Below are 14887 nucleotides of genomic sequence, written 5' to 3' on the forward strand. Positions count from 1 at the left end.
GCCATGGCCGACCGGATTCGCATTCTCGTCGTCGACGACCATCACGTCGTGCGCCAGGGTCTGGTCGCCCTGCTCAACATCATGCCTGAGATACAGGTCATCGGGCAGGCCGCCGATGGCGCAGAGGCCATCCGCCTCTACCGCGAGCTGCAACCCGATGTCACCCTCATGGACCTCCAGCTTCCGGGGCTCTCGGGAGTCGAAGCCATCCGGCGCGTCCGTCAGGACGACCCCTCCGCTCGATTCATCGTGTTGACGACCTTCGATGGCGATGAGGATATCTACCGCGCGCTCGAAGCAGGCGCCCGTGCTTATCTCTTGAAGGGCATGACCGTCGAAGAGCTCACATCCACCATCAGGATCGTCCACGCCGGAAAGACGCGTATCTCTCCAGGAATCGCCGAGAAGCTCGCGGAACGCATGGGCGGACAGACCCTCACCGCACGCGAACATGACGTCCTCGAGCGCATCGCTGCAGGGCGCTCCAACAAGGAGATAGCCTCCGATCTCCAGATCTCCGAAGCCACCGTGAAAACTCACATCAACAGCCTGCTCGGCAAGCTCGGCGTCGGTGATCGAACGCACGCCGCCACCCTCGCCATCCAGCGCGGCATCATTCACCTCAAGTAGACCCTGGGCACCCGATATGCGCCTTCAAACCTCTTTCGCTCTCCTGCTCGCACTCACGATGGCCTTCCCCTCCATGCTGGCCGGACAATCCAAAACCGCGTGGCGGACCGCCACACCGGCAGAGCTAGCCGCCGCTCTGCCCGCAAGAGCCCCCGTCGAGCACGAGCGCATCGAGACCGAGATGCGCACCGCCTCGGGAATCATCAACGCCCAGCACAAGATCATCGCAGGCGTGGTTCTCATCACCGCCGGTTACTCGGCCGATGGAAAATACTCCCACTACCTGGTCGTTCAGTCCCCTATCAGATTCGAGGATGTCTCCCTGCCGGCGGGCTCCTACGTCATCGGTTGGACGCGCCAGGACGACGCGCTCTCCGTAACCTTCTATGACGCATCCTCAGGCGCGAAGCGTGGTTCCGCCATGGCCCGGCATCTCACCGAGGGAAACAGGGTTGAAAGCTTCCGCATATGGGCGCCCAGCGAACACACCTATCTCCAGATTGGTCGTTTCGCCCTACCCTACCGCCTCGGAGAATGACCTCAGTTCCCGTTCGCCGGCTTCTGCTCCGCGGCCATCTGTCCTTTGCGAATCTCTTCACCCAGCAGGATCGCCTCCGCGATCTCCAGCATCGACTTCCTCCGCTGGCGGCTCTCGCGCTGCATCATCCGGTAGGCCTCTTCCTCTCCCACCTTCATATCGCGCTGCAGAATCCCCTTCGCTCTCTCGACTGCCTTGCGAGCCTCCAGTCGCCCCGTCAGCTGCGCATTCTCATTCTCCAGTCGCGCTCGCTCTACCTCGGCTCCCACCAGGTAACCGATCGTCGACAGCAGGCGAACCTCATTCGTCGTGTGCTGGTACGAGTGCCGGTGCTGCAGATTGATAACGCCGACCGCCTTGCTCGCGCACAGGATCGGCATCGAAAGCATCGCCTCAAAGCGATCCTCTGGAAGATTCTTGAACAGCTTGAACCGCGAATCCTCAGACGCATTCGAGGCCAGTACCACCGGCTCGCGATGTTCCGCCACCCATCCCGTAATACCCTGGCCCAGCTTGATCCCCAAGTGATCGACCACATCCGCATGAGGATTCTTCGAGGCGCGTAGCGTCAGCTTGTCTCCCTCAAGCACATAGATGAAGCATGAGTCGCACGGAATGACCGTCGTCACAAAATCGACGATCCTGCCCAGAACCTTGTGGAACGAGTCTGCCGACGCAATCCGGCTCGTAATCTCGTGAAGAAAATCGATTGGTGCAATGGGAGTAGCTTTCTCTTCCACGCCAGCCTCCTTCTCAGCTTCCAGAGACCCCGCAGATCGCGAAACCGCCACCCGCAATCCTGCCTGCCGCGCGCTCATGCTGCGAGCGTTCTTATTCTTCTTCTCTTCCACCAGCTTGCCCGAGAGCTGCGCTGCCTCGTTCACGAGAAATCCCATCTTCGGGTGCGACGGCTCAAAGTCCGGTCGAACTCCAAACTCGCTCAGCGCCTCCGTCGTCGTCGGTCCGATCGAAGCAACCACCACCGACCGCAGCCCCGCCCGCAGAGCGTCCACCGAATCCATCTGCTCCGCTATCTCGAACAGATGAACCACCTGGATCCCCGTCGTAAACAACACCACGTCGATGCCGCCGCTGGAAACACTCAGGACGGCCTCCCGCAAGGGCTGAAGATCTTCTGGCAACGCCCACTGATAGACCGGAACCTTGGTGACCGACGCCGCCTTCTCATTCAGAACCTCCAGCAGATCAGGGTTGGAGGTGCCGTACTCCTGCACCGCTACACGAAGCCCGGAAAGTCCTGCGCCAAACTCTTTATCGAGAGCATCTACCAGCTCCCGCCATGTATTCGGCTCCGGAGCCACCACGGCAATCGGAACTCCCAGCTCCTTCAGCGCCGCCACCGGCTTCGGTCCACGTGCCGCGACCCGCGTCTGTTTCAACGCGGCGACAAACTTCTCGCGTTTCTCGTCATCCTCAACAATCTTCATCAGCGTGCGCACGCCGACTCCCGTAAGGAAAACAACCAGGTCGAACTCGCCGGCGATCAGCTTCTCTACAAAGTCCAGCGCCAGCCGGTTCGACTCCAGTGAAACCTCGCGCATCGCAGGCACAACGAAAGGCTCGCCTCCGAAGGTCCGGATCAGCTTCGCCATCTCATTCGCGCGCCTCGACTCCAGCGAGAGGATCCTCAATCCATCAAAGCTTGCAGGTGCCATCACAACTCCCAACGGGCCGAATGCGCCAGTTTGCATTTACTACAAGTTAAATTTCAATTTGAGCATGGGTCTGTTGATCATCATTTTACAGAGAGCTTCCAAATCGACCAGACTTATCTGGCACTTCTCCCGCCTCGATAAAAAAATTTCATCAGCTGATCAACCCAAACGCTGCAGCTCCTCTACCTCCGGCAGCAGGCTTCTGCTCGCCCTGCCGCCGTCTCGATCCGTTCCCGCCCCCCTTCAACGCGTACAATCACATGCGATAACTGAAGTGAGGTCTCCGTGGTCGATACTCCCATCCTTCTCCTGATTCTCATCATCGTCCTATACCTCATCAGCTCCATCAAGATCCTCAAGGAATACGAGCGCGCCGTCGTCTTCCGCCTCGGCCGCGTCCGCGAACACGCCAAGGGCCCCGGAGTCATCCTCGTCTTCCGCCCCCTCGATCAGATCGTCCGCGTCTCCCTCCGCCAGGAAGCCATGGAGGTCCCCCCGCAGGACATCATCACCCGCGACAACGTCACCCTCAAGGTCAACGCCGTCATCACCCTTCGCGTCATCGACCCCACCAAGGCCGTCATCGAAGTCGCCAACTATATCTACCAGACCAGCCAGTTCTCCCAGACCACCCTCCGCTCTGTCCTCGGCGAGGTCGACCTCGACGAGCTCCTCGCACACCGCGATCGGCTCAACCAGCGCATCCAGACCATCATCGACGGCCACACAGCACCCTTCGGAGTCAAGGTCGTCTCGGTCGAGGTCAAACAGGTCGACATGCCTGAAACCATGCTCCGCGCCATGGCCAAACAGGCCGAAGCCGAGCGCGAGCGCCGCGCCAAGATCATCCACGCCGAAGGCGAATTCAACGCCGCACAAAAGCTCGTCGACGCCGCCGCCCTCATGGCCACCCAGCCCATGACCCTGCAACTCCGTTATCTTCAAACGCTTACCGAGATAGGTGTCGAGAAGAATACGACCATCGTTTTTCCGCTTCCAATGGAGCTGATGAACCTGTTGAATAAAACAGTCCAGACCGCGGACGCTGCGAAGAATTCCTTCGGGCATCAGGGCGGGACCGGCGTTCCGCAGGCTCCTGTCCCATCGCCCGCGAGACCTTCGCCAACCGAACCCATAGAGTAGGTGCCCTCACGACGGCTCCTGCCCACCAAGGATCCGACCGTGAACTCCCGCTATCTCGAAGACGACGACCTCGACACCGACTCCACCGACCGCGAGATCTCTCTCAGCCCCTCCACGCTGCTCGGCATCTTCTTCCTGCTCGCCATCATCTGCGCCATCTTCTTCGGTTTTGGCTACAGCATGGGCCACCGCGCCGCAAACGCCACTGCCGCCGCAGCAGACGGCGAAGCCGCTCCCCTGCACACCTCCGGCAACAGCAAGCCCGCCCCGGGCCTGGCCAACCGTCAGGGCGATCTCACCCCTGCCGACGCCGCCGCGGTAGACTCCTCCGACGATTCGAAAGTTGATTCCAAAGCCGGCAGCACTTCATCGGTCGGTGATTCCGAGTCCCCGTCGCCCCAACCCCAGCTTCAACGGACCTCGGTGACGCATGCTGCCCTTCCGCAGCTCAAGCCTGCTGTCGTGGTCAGACCCCCAGCGGCGATCCCGGCTCCCGGGGTGCGCCCGGTCGCTGCCGGACCATCAGCCATCGTTCAGATCGCCGCCATCTCCCATCAGGAAGATGCCGATATCCTCGTCAGCGCCCTCAAGCGCAAGGGCTACACCGTCGCCGTCCGCCACGAACCCCAGGACAAGCTCCTGCACGTTCAGCTCGGGCCCTTCCCCTCTCGCAAAGAGGCCGACGTCATGAAGCAGCGCCTCAGCGCCGACGGATACAACGCCATCGTCAAATAGATCGGGCGATCCGTCGCGTAGATTGGGCGATCCGTCGCGGCACAACGACAGCGAAATCTTTACCGAACCAGTCCAGAACCGGGGCCTATACTGTCTCCGTCCCGGAGACCCACACCATGCGCTCTGCGTCTGCGATGCTCCTGCTCTCCACTCTGCTCGCGCCACCCCTCCTCGCCCCGCCCCTCCTCGCCGCCCAGAATCCTCCGCCGAACAACCACGTCTTTGTACTCCGTGACGGCGGAACCAGCGGAAGGATGGAGAGCATCACCGTCCCGCCCATCGTAGGCGCTCCCTTCACCCTCACCCTCGTCACCGAATGGTCCCGCTCTCTTGCCGGCAGCGGAACCCTCACTCTCACCAATCAGCGGCCCATCATGCGCGACGGAAGAGGACGCATCTACCAGGAGCGCTGGTTTCTCGTTCCCAAAGGAGGCACCCAGAAGTCCGAGATCGAGATCATCCAGATCATGGATCCCGTCCAGCACACCTGGTACAACTGCGCCGTTCGACCCAAAATCTGCGAGCTGCTCAACTTCAACATGCGCACCGATGCGGTCTACAAGCCCTCGCTCGGTGTCACCGGCCCTACTCTGGACGGCAAGGCCTATCGCCAACACGAGGATCTGGGAACGAGCAGCACCAGCGGCGAAGACGTCACCGGCTCCCGCGATATCCTCACTCTCAACCCCGGGGTCATGGGAAACGAACAGCCTCTCGTCAGTACGCGCGAGTCCTGGTACTCCCCTCGCCTCGGAATCAATCTCGTCTCCAAGGTCAGCAGTCCCACCAGCGGTCAGCAGGTCTTCACCGTAACCAGCCTCACGACCTCCGAACCCGATCCGAAGTTCTTTGAAATCCCCGAAGGTTATAAGATCATCGATCACCGCAGACCGGAAAGCAGCGGCCCAAACTAGCTCGCCCCACTTCGCAACTGTCAAAACCACGTACCGAACTTCGCCCGGGAGATCACTTTGCACTGTCGGCTCAGACCTCTCCCATGCACATTCCTGCTCGGCATCCTCTCTTCCCTTCTCCTCGGCACGGGGTGCGCTCATCGAACGCCTGCACCTGGCGGAACGTATACGCTTGAGGAAGCCTCCGGCTACTCCCTGCTCGTTCCCTCCCTCTCCAGCCCATCAGCCAATCCCGCCTTCCAGACCAGCAACCTCGTCCTGCCCTCCCACAAACGAAAAGACACTTCTGCTCCTGCCCCATCCTGCGTCATTCACGGCTCCGTCTTCTCGCTCATCCCCAGTGACCGGCGGGACCGCTGGAGCGTCACAAGCCTTAGTCCCCTCGGCTGGAACCAGCAGGCAGGCGATCTCGACATTCACGCGGAATGGAATCATTTCCTCGACCAGCTATCCCAGCTTGAGCGCCGATCCTGCTTTCCCCGCAGCCAGACCTTCTACAGCAGGCGCCGGGCGATCGCTGAGAAGATTCCGCTACCCGCAAACGAAGCAGCCTTCTTCTCCTACTCCTTCAGTGGAAGTGGATTCGTCGATCTCGCTCCCGGCATGCAACTCAAGATCGAGCAGCCGCTCATCCAGAGCGCGAGCGCGTCAGCACGCGGAAGTTACAAAGGCTCTCTCGAGGCCGACTATCGTGTCACCGCCTCATCCGACCTCGGTGTCGAGCTTCTTCTCTCCCGAACGGTAAATCGCAAAGCTGCGAAATCCCTTCCTTCAGGCGCAGATCTGGTTTTTGACATCTCGAAGCGCTTCAGATCCTGGCCATTTCTCAGGCTCTTCCTGCAATCCATCGGCGACAGCAAGACACAACCCACGGCCATCCTTCTCGGAGCTCGCACCGTCGGCGATCTTCAGGAGGCGACCCTTCGGGTTGAAGCAGGCGGACGCACCAATTGCCCATCCAGCACCCCGTCCTCCGTCGAATGTGTCTCTTTCGGAACCAAAACCGCGGTAAGCCTGCTGTCCTCGGTCAGCATCAACGGCAAGACCGAGCTTCGTCCCTTCGGTACAACGTTTGGGTACCTGATTGATGTTGCCGCGTCTGGCAAAGGCCACAACGAGGTGGCCGCAGAGACTCATCTGCTCCAGCAAGCTTCGCTGCATCGATCTCTCGTCCAGGGAGGATACGCGGAGGTGGACTTTCCCCAAACCCTCGACTCCGTAAACCAGATTGTCCTGCTCCCCGGAGACAAGGTCGCATGGGAACAGTAACCCTTCCCGACTCGCCTCTTCCGCCGGAGCCTTCCTCTCACGGACCGTTTCGGATCAGCTCAGCTTCGCCGCGATTTCATCCCCTTGAATAACCATCTCTCCGCAAGGCAGGAGAACCACCCCTTGCCCCCCAAAAGCGTGTCATCCTGAGCGAAGCGCAGCGAAGTCGAAGGATCTGCGGTTCCCGTATCTGCGGTTCCAGGATCTGCGGTTCCGACTCTCCGCGTACTCAGACGTCGCCGGTTGCCGCATTCATCTATCTCATCGGTTGAGTGGCATCATCGAGCGTAGCTCGCCGCGCAAGCCAATCGCTCCAGCCGTGCCGACAATCTCCCGAAGCGACGGGGCTCCAGTCCCTGAGGAACCCCTCCGTCACCAGCCCAGACTCACCCCTCGAGGGGCTTCATCTGCTCCGGCAACGCCGCTGCAATCTCTTCCCTGACCGCCCGCAGAAGCTCTTCCCGGCTCTCGAAATCCTTCGGCTCAATCGCCGGTAACAGCTGCACCCGCGCTATCCCGGGCGTGATCGCGGAGCTTCCCTTTCGCATCATCGACTCCGTACCCGAGACCGCCACCGGAACCACCGGGGCCAGCGTCTCCATCGCCAGAAAGAAGGGGCCTTTCTTAAAGGTTGACAACCTTCCGTCCTTCGACCGTGTTCCCTCGGGAAAGACAAGGATGTTCAGGCCGCTCCTTATCGCCTCTCCGGCCGCAACAACGCTGGCCTGCGCCGCGTCGCGCCTCCCTCCACGCTCCACCGGGATAAACTTCCCCAACCGCATCGCATACCCCAGGATCGGAATGCTCATCAACTGCTTCTTCAGAAGCACAGCCGACTGTCCGGGGAGCACCGGCAAAACCACTGGAGGGTCGAGGTTCGATACGTGATTGCACATGAAGATGCACGGCCTTCCCGCTGGAACGTTCTCCAGGCCCGTGACCTCAATCTCAATTCCTGCCGCTCGCACTCCTGCGTTCGCAATCCACATCGCGACCCGATATAGGAGGCGAACATTCCCAACCATCAGGGAGTAAGGAATCCCAAAAACTCCCGCCGGAAACCCCAGCGTCAGGTAAACAAAAAGCAGCTTTAGCGTGGCAAACATCCACTTAGCAGAATATCTCACCTGCGACCGGAATCACCGGAACGCACACTTTTGCCTGTCAATCCCGTAGAGCCCATAAGTTACTTATCAGCAGATACATAACTCTGCCGACCAGTTTCTTCCCACCCGCTACAATAGAGAAGGAAGTTCAGAGTAAGTTACATCAGGCACCGCCACTGAATCAGTCACTATCTTGCTTATTATCAATAGTTTGCTGATAAGTAACTTGGTTTGAATATTTTGAACATCAAGTCCACAGCTAAGTGCTTTGATTGGAATATTTTGCGCAATTTACCGGGGGGATGGTCAGCTGAACTGGACCGCTACACGTGCCGCGACGGCCGCCTTGGTGATCGCTTGAGGAAGTTTCTGGTAGATCCCGCCAAACCCGCCGTTTGAAAGAATCACGACCACATCACCATTGCGAAGCTCCGGCGTGAGAGCACCGACGATAGCATCGGCGTCCTGGTAGACCTCCGCTGGGATCCCTCGATTCCTCAGCCCGTCAACCACGTGGGTGGGATCCAGTCGCTCGGCAACCGGAATATTCTCCGACTTGAAGACCCCAGCGATGGCCACCCGGTCCGCGAGAGCCAGGCTGTCAATCAATGCGCCCTCGAAGACATTGCGGCGCAACGTATTCGACCTCGGCTCCAGAACCGCAATCAGCCTCTGTTCGGGGCGGCTCTCACGCAACGCCCGCAGCGTCTCGCGGATGGCGGTCGGATGATGCGCAAAATCGTCGATGATCGTGACGCCCTCCGCTACGGCCTTCACCTCCAGCCGCCGCTTCACGCTGTGGAAGCTCGCCAGCGCCTCAACGATGGCCTCGACAGCAACGCCTTGGCCCGACGCCAGCGCCGCCGCCGCGGTCGCATTCAGCGCATTGTGCTCGCCGGCCATGGGCAGCGCAAGCTCCGCGAACCTCTCGCCGCCGCGCCACAGCGTCCACCGCGTGATCGGGCCGTCATGCCGCAGATCAGAGACTCTCCAGTATGAGTCTTCCCGCAGCCCGTAGCGCTCAACCGCGCAGAACGCCCTGGCCACACACTCGCTGACGTTCTCGCTCCCGTCGTAGGCCACCACGCGCCCGCGCCGGGGAACGAGATTGATAAACCGCTTGAAGGCCGTCTTCACCGCCTCCAGATCTGAATAGATATCCGCGTGATCGAACTCGACATGCGTCAGGATCGCGGCATCGGGAAAATAGTGCAGAAACTTCGGCCCCTTGTCGAAGAAGGCCGTATCGTACTCATCGCCCTCGAGGATGAAGGTTCTGGTCGGTCGAACCATGAAGCTGGTTCCGAAGTTCTCGGCAACCCCGCCGATCAGAAAGGAAGGCGCAAACTTCGGTTCCCGACGCGACGCCGTCTCGTAGATCCACGCCAGCATGCTGGTCGTCGTCGTCTTCCCATGCGTTCCTGCGACGACAAGCGACTCCCGGCTGGCGAGAAACTCGTCATGCAGCACGGAAGCCATGGAGGTAAAAGGAATGCGCTCGTCCATCACGCGCTCCAGCTCCACGTTGCCGCGAGAGATCGCATTTCCCACGATCACCAGATCGGGCCGGCGATCGAGATTCCGTTCAGCGTACGGTTCGTGAACCGTGATGCCAAGCTCGCGCAGAAGATCGCTCATGGGCGGATAAGCAGCCGCATCCGAGCCGGTCACCTCGTGACCGAGCTGGGTGAGCATTCCGGCAAGCGAAGCCATCGCCGTGCCGCAGATTCCTATGAGGTAGATATGTTTCCGCATGCGCCAAGGAAAAGACTAAACCGAAACAGCTGCTTCGAGGAAGCTCAGGCGCGGATTCTTCGCGTCCGTCAGATCGAGCCTGACCCTGACGCCGAGCGGAAGCGTTCGATTCGCTCCATCCACGTGCCCACAGCGCAGACCGATTGCGACTGGTCCGGGGAAGCCGCGCAAGCCATGAAGAATCGCTCTCTCCAGAAGATCCTCTTCCTCCGGCGAAACGCACTGCGCCATGTCGCCGAAGACGATGCCTGTGACTCCATCCAGCCTTCCGGAGTAACGCAGATGCAGCAGCATCCTGTCCCATTGGTAGGGTTTCGTTCCAATATCTTCGAGAAAGAGAATGCTCCCGGGAAAATGCGGAGCAAAGGGAGTTCCAAGACCGGCGGCGAGGATGGAGATGCAGCCACCCAGGAGATTTCCTTCCGAGAGCCCCGGCTGCAGCGCGCGAAGGCCATCGTTCCCGTCCAGCGACCATTCGCTCGCGCCCTCGAAGGTGTTCTGCCAGCTCGCGCGGTCGACCCCGTTGTCACGTGCGAAGTCGGACGCAACCATCGGAGCGTAGAAGGTGATCAGCTTCGCCTCATTCTGAAGCCAGGTATGGAGCGAACTGTGATCGCTGTAGCCGATAAATGCCTTTGGATTGGAACGGACCAGATCTTTGTCCAAATAAGGCAGAAGCTCGGCCGAGCCCCATCCGCCTCGGGTACAGATGATGCCATCGACAGTGTCGTCCGCGAAGGCTGCGTGCATGTCCTCGAGCCGTTCGCCGAGGGTTCCTGCGTAATAGAGAGGACCTCCGCCGAAGGCGTACTTCCCGAGCTTGGTCTGGTATCCAGCCGCCTGCAGTTCAGCCAGCCCGCGTTCAACCAGTTCGCGCTTCGGCGTGCTCGCCGGCGAGATAACGCCCAGCGTGGCCCCGGGGCGGAGCGCTCGCGGCTTGAGGAACGCCTCCTCGCTTGCGGTCACAGGCCAGAGACCTCGCCGCGACAGATGATCTCCGCGGGGCCAGTCAGCCGCATGACCTGATCGTCCGCGGACCAGACGGTTCGCTGCTCTCCACCTTCGGCGACGGCCTTCAACTCGCGAGAAACACCACGGAGCTTCATCGCCGCGGCAGATGATGCGCAGGTTCCGGTTCCCGACGAGGTGGTGGGGCCGCAGCCTCGCTCGAAGATGCGAAAGGCGATCTCGCCATCGGAGAGAACTTTGACGAACTCAACGTTGGTTCCGTGCGGAAAGATAGGACTTACGCTGATTCTGCTGCCAAGAGCCTGCCATGAGAGCCCGTAGGAGCTGAAATCTTCAGACTCTACAAAGATCACGAAGTGAGGATTTCCAACGTTGACCATGGCGCCCGCGATGTTCCCTATCTCAGGAAGCTCGATCGTCCGCTCCATGACACGCGGAACCCCCATCTCGCTTTCGATCAGGTAGAGCGGATCGGCCTCTTCAACCACCCTGCAGCTGCGAGGGCCGCCGTGCGTTCCCAGAACCACCTCGTCCCTGCCCTCGGAGCTTGCCAGCCACGCAGCCACACAGCGGGTTCCGTTGCCGGAGAGCTCCGCTTCGCTTCCGTCCGCATTGAAGAGGCGAAGGAAGAACTCGCCGTTCGGCCTTCGCTCCAGAAATTCGATACCGTCAGCTCCCACGCTGGTATTGCGGCTGCAGAGCTTCCGGGCCAAGGCAGCGTGTTGCCGCGCAGCAACTGTCTCTTCGAGGACGAGGAAGTCATTGCCGCATGCATGTGCTTTCACAAAAGGAATCATCGCTCTCTATTCTTCCTCAGGATCGCGAAAGACCACAACATGTTCTGTAGCGCCGCTGCTGCGGAGGTCCCGAAGCAGCTCCACGTGGCGCCTGCGAGTCGCCGGAACCGCAAAGGTCAATCTCTCGAAATCTCCGGCAGCCTCACGCTCGCTGACCTTTAGAGGGATTCCTAAGCGATCGAGCACGCTAAGTACGGAGACGTACATTGCCTTGCGATCGGAGCCCCGAACCTCATAGAGCATGGTGACATGCTTCCAGCCGGCCTTCGACTCCACATATCCCACTACTGCCAGAGAGAGCAGCGTGACGACAGCTGCCATCACGGCTTCAAGGTAGAGACCAGCACCGCAGGCCATTCCTATGGAAGCGACAACAAATACAGTCGCCGCACTGGTGAGACCAAGAACGCGGTCCCGGGTATGCAGGATGATCCCCGCCCCGAGGAATCCGATGCCCTGCACAATATTTGCAGCCACCCGTCCTTTGTCTGGATTTGAGTCGCCCGCGAGAACCGCCGAAAGGAGAGTGAAGAATGCGCACCCCAGGCACAGAAGAAGGTTGGTTCGCAATCCTGCAGCCTTGTGGCGCCATTCGCGCTCCAGCCCGATGGCGCCGCCCAGAACACAAGCTGTCAACAATCGCGCGGCTGTGCCGGTCGAGAGCAGTTCCTGATCGATCTGGCTGAAATGAAACTGGGGGACGAGCATCGGGCCTGCGAGGAATGGTAGCACTTCGCCCGGTGAAGTCCGGGATTTCTCTCAAAAGTGGGTTGAACGATAGATCCGGGCGCATGGCTGGCCGGTCGTACACAAGACAGCCAGCTCTGTCAGTCCTTCAGGATTGGCGGTCACCGCCTGCGAGACCGGATCCCCGGCGATTGCGATGATATAGGCGGCGTGCCTGGCCGGGTCTGCCAAGGCGACCTTCCAGCTGTCGTAATCCGTCTCGCTGATCGTCTGCCTGAGGGGAATTCCGGCCCGCTGCAAGGCTCCTACATGATCGGAGTTGTACATCAGGATGGGCACACCCGCGGGAAAGGACTTTATCTCGTTTGCGATGGCCTGCTCGAACGCGATGCGGGTCGTGGAGTTGACCATCGCCTCCTTGAGGACGAGGGGAACACGATACATTATCGAGATCGTGCTGATCGCAATGAGCAGCAGAGTGACAGGCGGCATAAGCCGGACCAGCAGCGGTTGCGATGCCGCCCAGCGCTGCTGCAGCCATCCCAGAGCTACGCAGGCGAAGACTGCAAACGCGGGCAGCATCTCGGTGCCGTATCGCGAGTTGTAATAGGAGTGAGGAAAGAGCGGAGGGATGAAGATCGGAACGGATCCGTAGGCGATTGAGTAGATATAAAAAGGCAGGGGTATCCACAGCAGGGTTGAAACCAGTTCGAGACGTCGGCGGATCGCGAGAATGAGTCCCGCGATGGCGAGCGCCGCAACCCCAAAACCTGTCTCCCATGCCGAGGCATCCAGCTGTGCCGTTCGGAGATAAAGCACTGCAGCCCAGAAGGGATTATGCCAGCCGGGATGGTGTGCCGCTCCCTTCGATGTCCGCCGTTCAATCGCCAGGGCAGAATAGGGACCACGCATAAAGTCCAGAGGGTCGTGAAAGAAGTGCTGGTTGTAGGCAAACCAGGCAACCGGCCCAGCCACAGAGAGGGCGGTGAAGATTCCGAAGTGAAGCCTGACCTCAGCGCGAACCTTCTCAGCGTGGAAGAGCTTCCAGGCGATGACGCACCATACGACTGCGCCGAAGATCCAGCCATCATAGCGGGTGAGAACGCCCGCGAGGACCAGGAGCCCGAGGGCGATCAACCTGCCCTTGATGGCAGGCAGGCGTGCTGCGCTGATGGCAGCGGTACACTCCATCGCGAGAAGAGTGGTCCAGATGACGATGGCCAGAAACAGCGGCTCCGTCATTGCGGTGGTCGAGAGATAGAGAAGATTGGGATTGAGCGCATAGAAGGCCGTCGCCACCAGTGCCCATTGCGGAGGCGCTATCCGCCTCGTCAAGCGATAGAGACCGGCTACGCTCAGAACATAGGACAACAGAGATGGCCAGGCCCCGGCGAGTCCGTTCTGCCACCACTGAATCTTCTGCACAAACGGAAGCATGAGCAGATGAGGAAGTGGCAGCCACACTCCACCCAGCTGGATGAGGCCGGGATTCCTTGTGTCAAGGATTCTCCTCGCTATGCCAAGATGCGCCACTGCATCGCCATAGAGCAGGAGGTAGTCTCGGCCCATACAAACCACCAGTGCGATGAAGGCAAACGCGGTCGCGGCCACGGCGAACGGCATAGCCTCCTCGCGTTTGGAAGGACGTATCTCGAAGCTCAAGGGCTCGAGCCGGTCGGCTTCCTCACCACGGCGATTCCGTCTACGTGTTCGCGTACTCAAGGTGTGAGATCTCCTTGAACAACCTGAACCGCTCGTCGATCTCTTCGCGGGTTACATTCTGTAGACGCTCAGTACCGAAACGCTCCACAGCAAACGAGCCCATGACACCGCCGTAGAACATCGCTGTACGGAAGACGGCTGGCGTCAACTCCGGCTGTGAGGCGAGGTAACCGTAGAACCCGCCAGCGAAAGAGTCCCCTGCGCCAGTGGGATCGACTACCTCGGCGAGAGGAAGGGCAGGAGCACGGAATGGATGGAGAGCACGAACTCCGGAAGAGAAGGAATGTTGTCCGAAGAATGCGGTCGCGCCGTACTCCCCGTGCTTGACGATAAGCGTCTTCGGTCCCATCGTCAGAACCTTCTCCGCGGCCAGGACAAGATTGCGATCGCCCGCCAGCATACGGACTTCACCATCGTTGATGAGCAATACATCCAACTCGCGCAGGACCGAGGCGAGATTTGCCGCATGATCTGCGATCCAGTAGTTCATGGTGTCGCCACAGACCATGCGCACCTGGGGCATCTGGCTGCGGACGCGAGCCTGGAGGACAGGGTCAATGTTTGCGAGGAAGAGATATTCACTATCCCGATAGGCTTCAGGGATCTTGGGACTGAAGGTCTGGAAGACATTCAGATCTGTGCCCAGCGTCTCCGCCTCGTTGAGGCTGCTGACGTAGGATCCCGTCCAGTGAAAGCTGAGGCCATCGGCGTGCTCGATACCGCGGGTGTCGATTCCCCGCCGGGTGAAGACAGCTTCGTGTTCGGCGGTGAAGTCTTTTCCGACTACAGCAATCACCCGAACGTCGGTGAAATAACTGGCAGCGAGAGCAAAGTGCGTTGCCGCGCCTCCCAGACAATGATCGACAGAGCCACTTTGGGTCTGAATACTATCGAACGCCACTGAACCTACAACAAGTATGGACATCAATCCTCTTTCTGTGCGAAG

14 protein-coding genes are annotated in these 14887 nt (G+C 60.0%); 6 read left to right on the forward strand and 8 right to left on the reverse strand.

Annotated features, from left to right (window positions below):
* Nucleotides 1-3 precede the first annotated feature (3 nt).
* Complete coding sequence (locus tag JAO29_RS00365) at nucleotides 4-630, forward strand: response regulator transcription factor (RefSeq protein WP_334266183.1); 627 nt, start codon at nucleotides 4-6, stop codon at nucleotides 628-630.
* A gap of 16 nt (nucleotides 631-646) precedes the next feature.
* The gene (locus tag JAO29_RS00370) at nucleotides 647-1168 is read left to right on the forward strand and encodes a hypothetical protein (protein ID WP_334266184.1); all 522 of its coding nucleotides are present in this window, start codon (nucleotides 647-649) and stop codon (nucleotides 1166-1168) included.
* 2 nt (nucleotides 1169-1170) lie between these two features.
* Here the strand turns inward: JAO29_RS00370 and JAO29_RS00375 are convergent, their stop codons facing one another.
* Entirely contained in the window at nucleotides 1171-2844 is a 1674-nt protein-coding gene (locus tag JAO29_RS00375) for a uroporphyrinogen-III synthase (RefSeq protein ID WP_334266185.1), read from the reverse strand.
* A gap of 285 nt (nucleotides 2845-3129) precedes the next feature.
* Here JAO29_RS00375 and JAO29_RS00380 point away from each other — a divergent pair, with 285 nt between their 5' ends.
* The 4 genes from JAO29_RS00380 to JAO29_RS00395 all read left to right on the forward strand — a co-directional run bounded on the left by JAO29_RS00380 (nucleotide 3130) and on the right by JAO29_RS00395 (nucleotide 6905).
* Nucleotides 3130-3987: a slipin family protein gene (locus tag JAO29_RS00380; protein WP_334266186.1), complete on the forward strand. Its 858-nt coding sequence runs from the start codon at nucleotides 3130-3132 to the stop codon at nucleotides 3985-3987.
* Nucleotides 3988-4722, forward strand: coding sequence for an SPOR domain-containing protein (locus JAO29_RS00385; protein WP_334266187.1), 735 nt, complete (start codon nucleotides 3988-3990; stop codon nucleotides 4720-4722).
* Nucleotides 4723-4838: 116 nt separating this feature from the next.
* Nucleotides 4839-5636: a hypothetical protein gene (locus tag JAO29_RS00390; protein ID WP_334266188.1), complete on the forward strand. Its 798-nt coding sequence runs from the start codon at nucleotides 4839-4841 to the stop codon at nucleotides 5634-5636.
* A 57-nt stretch (nucleotides 5637-5693) separates the two neighbouring features.
* Nucleotides 5694-6905: a hypothetical protein gene (locus JAO29_RS00395; protein ID WP_334266189.1), complete on the forward strand. Its 1212-nt coding sequence runs from the start codon at nucleotides 5694-5696 to the stop codon at nucleotides 6903-6905.
* 386 nt (nucleotides 6906-7291) lie between these two features.
* On the opposite strand, the gene JAO29_RS00400 is transcribed toward JAO29_RS00395, so the two are convergent.
* The 7 genes from JAO29_RS00400 to JAO29_RS00430 all read right to left on the reverse strand — a co-directional run bounded on the left by JAO29_RS00400 (nucleotide 7292) and on the right by JAO29_RS00430 (nucleotide 14866).
* Nucleotides 7292-8011 (reverse strand): lysophospholipid acyltransferase family protein, encoded by a 720-nt coding sequence (locus JAO29_RS00400; protein WP_334266190.1) that lies wholly within the window; start codon nucleotides 8009-8011, stop codon nucleotides 7292-7294.
* A gap of 306 nt (nucleotides 8012-8317) precedes the next feature.
* Complete coding sequence (gene mpl / locus JAO29_RS00405; protein WP_334266191.1) at nucleotides 8318-9766, reverse strand: UDP-N-acetylmuramate:L-alanyl-gamma-D-glutamyl-meso-diaminopimelate ligase; 1449 nt, start codon at nucleotides 9764-9766, stop codon at nucleotides 8318-8320.
* A 15-nt stretch (nucleotides 9767-9781) separates the two neighbouring features.
* The gene (locus JAO29_RS00410; protein WP_334266192.1) at nucleotides 9782-10732 is read right to left on the reverse strand and encodes a S66 peptidase family protein; all 951 of its coding nucleotides are present in this window, start codon (nucleotides 10730-10732) and stop codon (nucleotides 9782-9784) included.
* Complete coding sequence (gene dapF, locus JAO29_RS00415; RefSeq protein ID WP_334266193.1) at nucleotides 10729-11532, reverse strand: diaminopimelate epimerase; 804 nt, start codon at nucleotides 11530-11532, stop codon at nucleotides 10729-10731. Before dapF ends, JAO29_RS00410 begins: the two co-directional genes overlap by 4 nt.
* Before the next feature lie 6 nt (nucleotides 11533-11538).
* Entirely contained in the window at nucleotides 11539-12240 is a 702-nt protein-coding gene (locus JAO29_RS00420) for an MgtC/SapB family protein (RefSeq protein ID WP_334266194.1), read from the reverse strand.
* 51 nt (nucleotides 12241-12291) lie between these two features.
* Nucleotides 12292-13941, reverse strand: coding sequence for a hypothetical protein (locus JAO29_RS00425; protein WP_334266195.1), 1650 nt, complete (start codon nucleotides 13939-13941; stop codon nucleotides 12292-12294).
* On the reverse strand, nucleotides 13922-14866 hold the full coding sequence (locus tag JAO29_RS00430) for a PfkB family carbohydrate kinase (RefSeq protein ID WP_334266196.1): 945 nt from the start codon (nucleotides 14864-14866) through the stop codon (nucleotides 13922-13924). The genes JAO29_RS00425 and JAO29_RS00430 overlap by 20 nt, the downstream gene beginning before the upstream one ends.
* Nucleotides 14867-14887: the final 21 nt, after the last annotated feature.

Origin of the sequence: Edaphobacter sp. HDX4, assembly GCF_036877565.1 — a bacterium.
Taxonomy (GTDB): Bacteria; Acidobacteriota; Terriglobia; order Terriglobales; family Acidobacteriaceae; genus Edaphobacter.

What these genes read in the sequence shown, in the direction of transcription:
- JAO29_RS00400 (WP_334266190.1), bottom strand. Translation starts at nt 8,011, where the DNA reads ATGTTTGCCACGCTAAAGCTGCTTTTTGTTTACCTGACGCTGGGGTTT.
- JAO29_RS00430 (WP_334266196.1), bottom strand. Translation starts at nt 14,866, where the DNA reads ATGTCCATACTTGTTGTAGGTTCAGTGGCGTTCGATAGTATTCAGACC.
- JAO29_RS00390 (WP_334266188.1), top strand. Translation starts at nt 4,839, where the DNA reads ATGCGCTCTGCGTCTGCGATGCTCCTGCTCTCCACTCTGCTCGCGCCA.
- JAO29_RS00365 (WP_334266183.1), top strand. Translation starts at nt 4, where the DNA reads ATGGCCGACCGGATTCGCATTCTCGTCGTCGACGACCATCACGTCGTG.
- JAO29_RS00370 (WP_334266184.1), top strand. Translation starts at nt 647, where the DNA reads ATGCGCCTTCAAACCTCTTTCGCTCTCCTGCTCGCACTCACGATGGCC.
- dapF (WP_334266193.1), bottom strand. Translation starts at nt 11,532, where the DNA reads ATGATTCCTTTTGTGAAAGCACATGCATGCGGCAATGACTTCCTCGTC.
- JAO29_RS00375 (WP_334266185.1), bottom strand. Translation starts at nt 2,844, where the DNA reads ATGGCACCTGCAAGCTTTGATGGATTGAGGATCCTCTCGCTGGAGTCG.
- mpl (WP_334266191.1), bottom strand. Translation starts at nt 9,766, where the DNA reads ATGCGGAAACATATCTACCTCATAGGAATCTGCGGCACGGCGATGGCT.
- JAO29_RS00420 (WP_334266194.1), bottom strand. Translation starts at nt 12,240, where the DNA reads ATGCTCGTCCCCCAGTTTCATTTCAGCCAGATCGATCAGGAACTGCTC.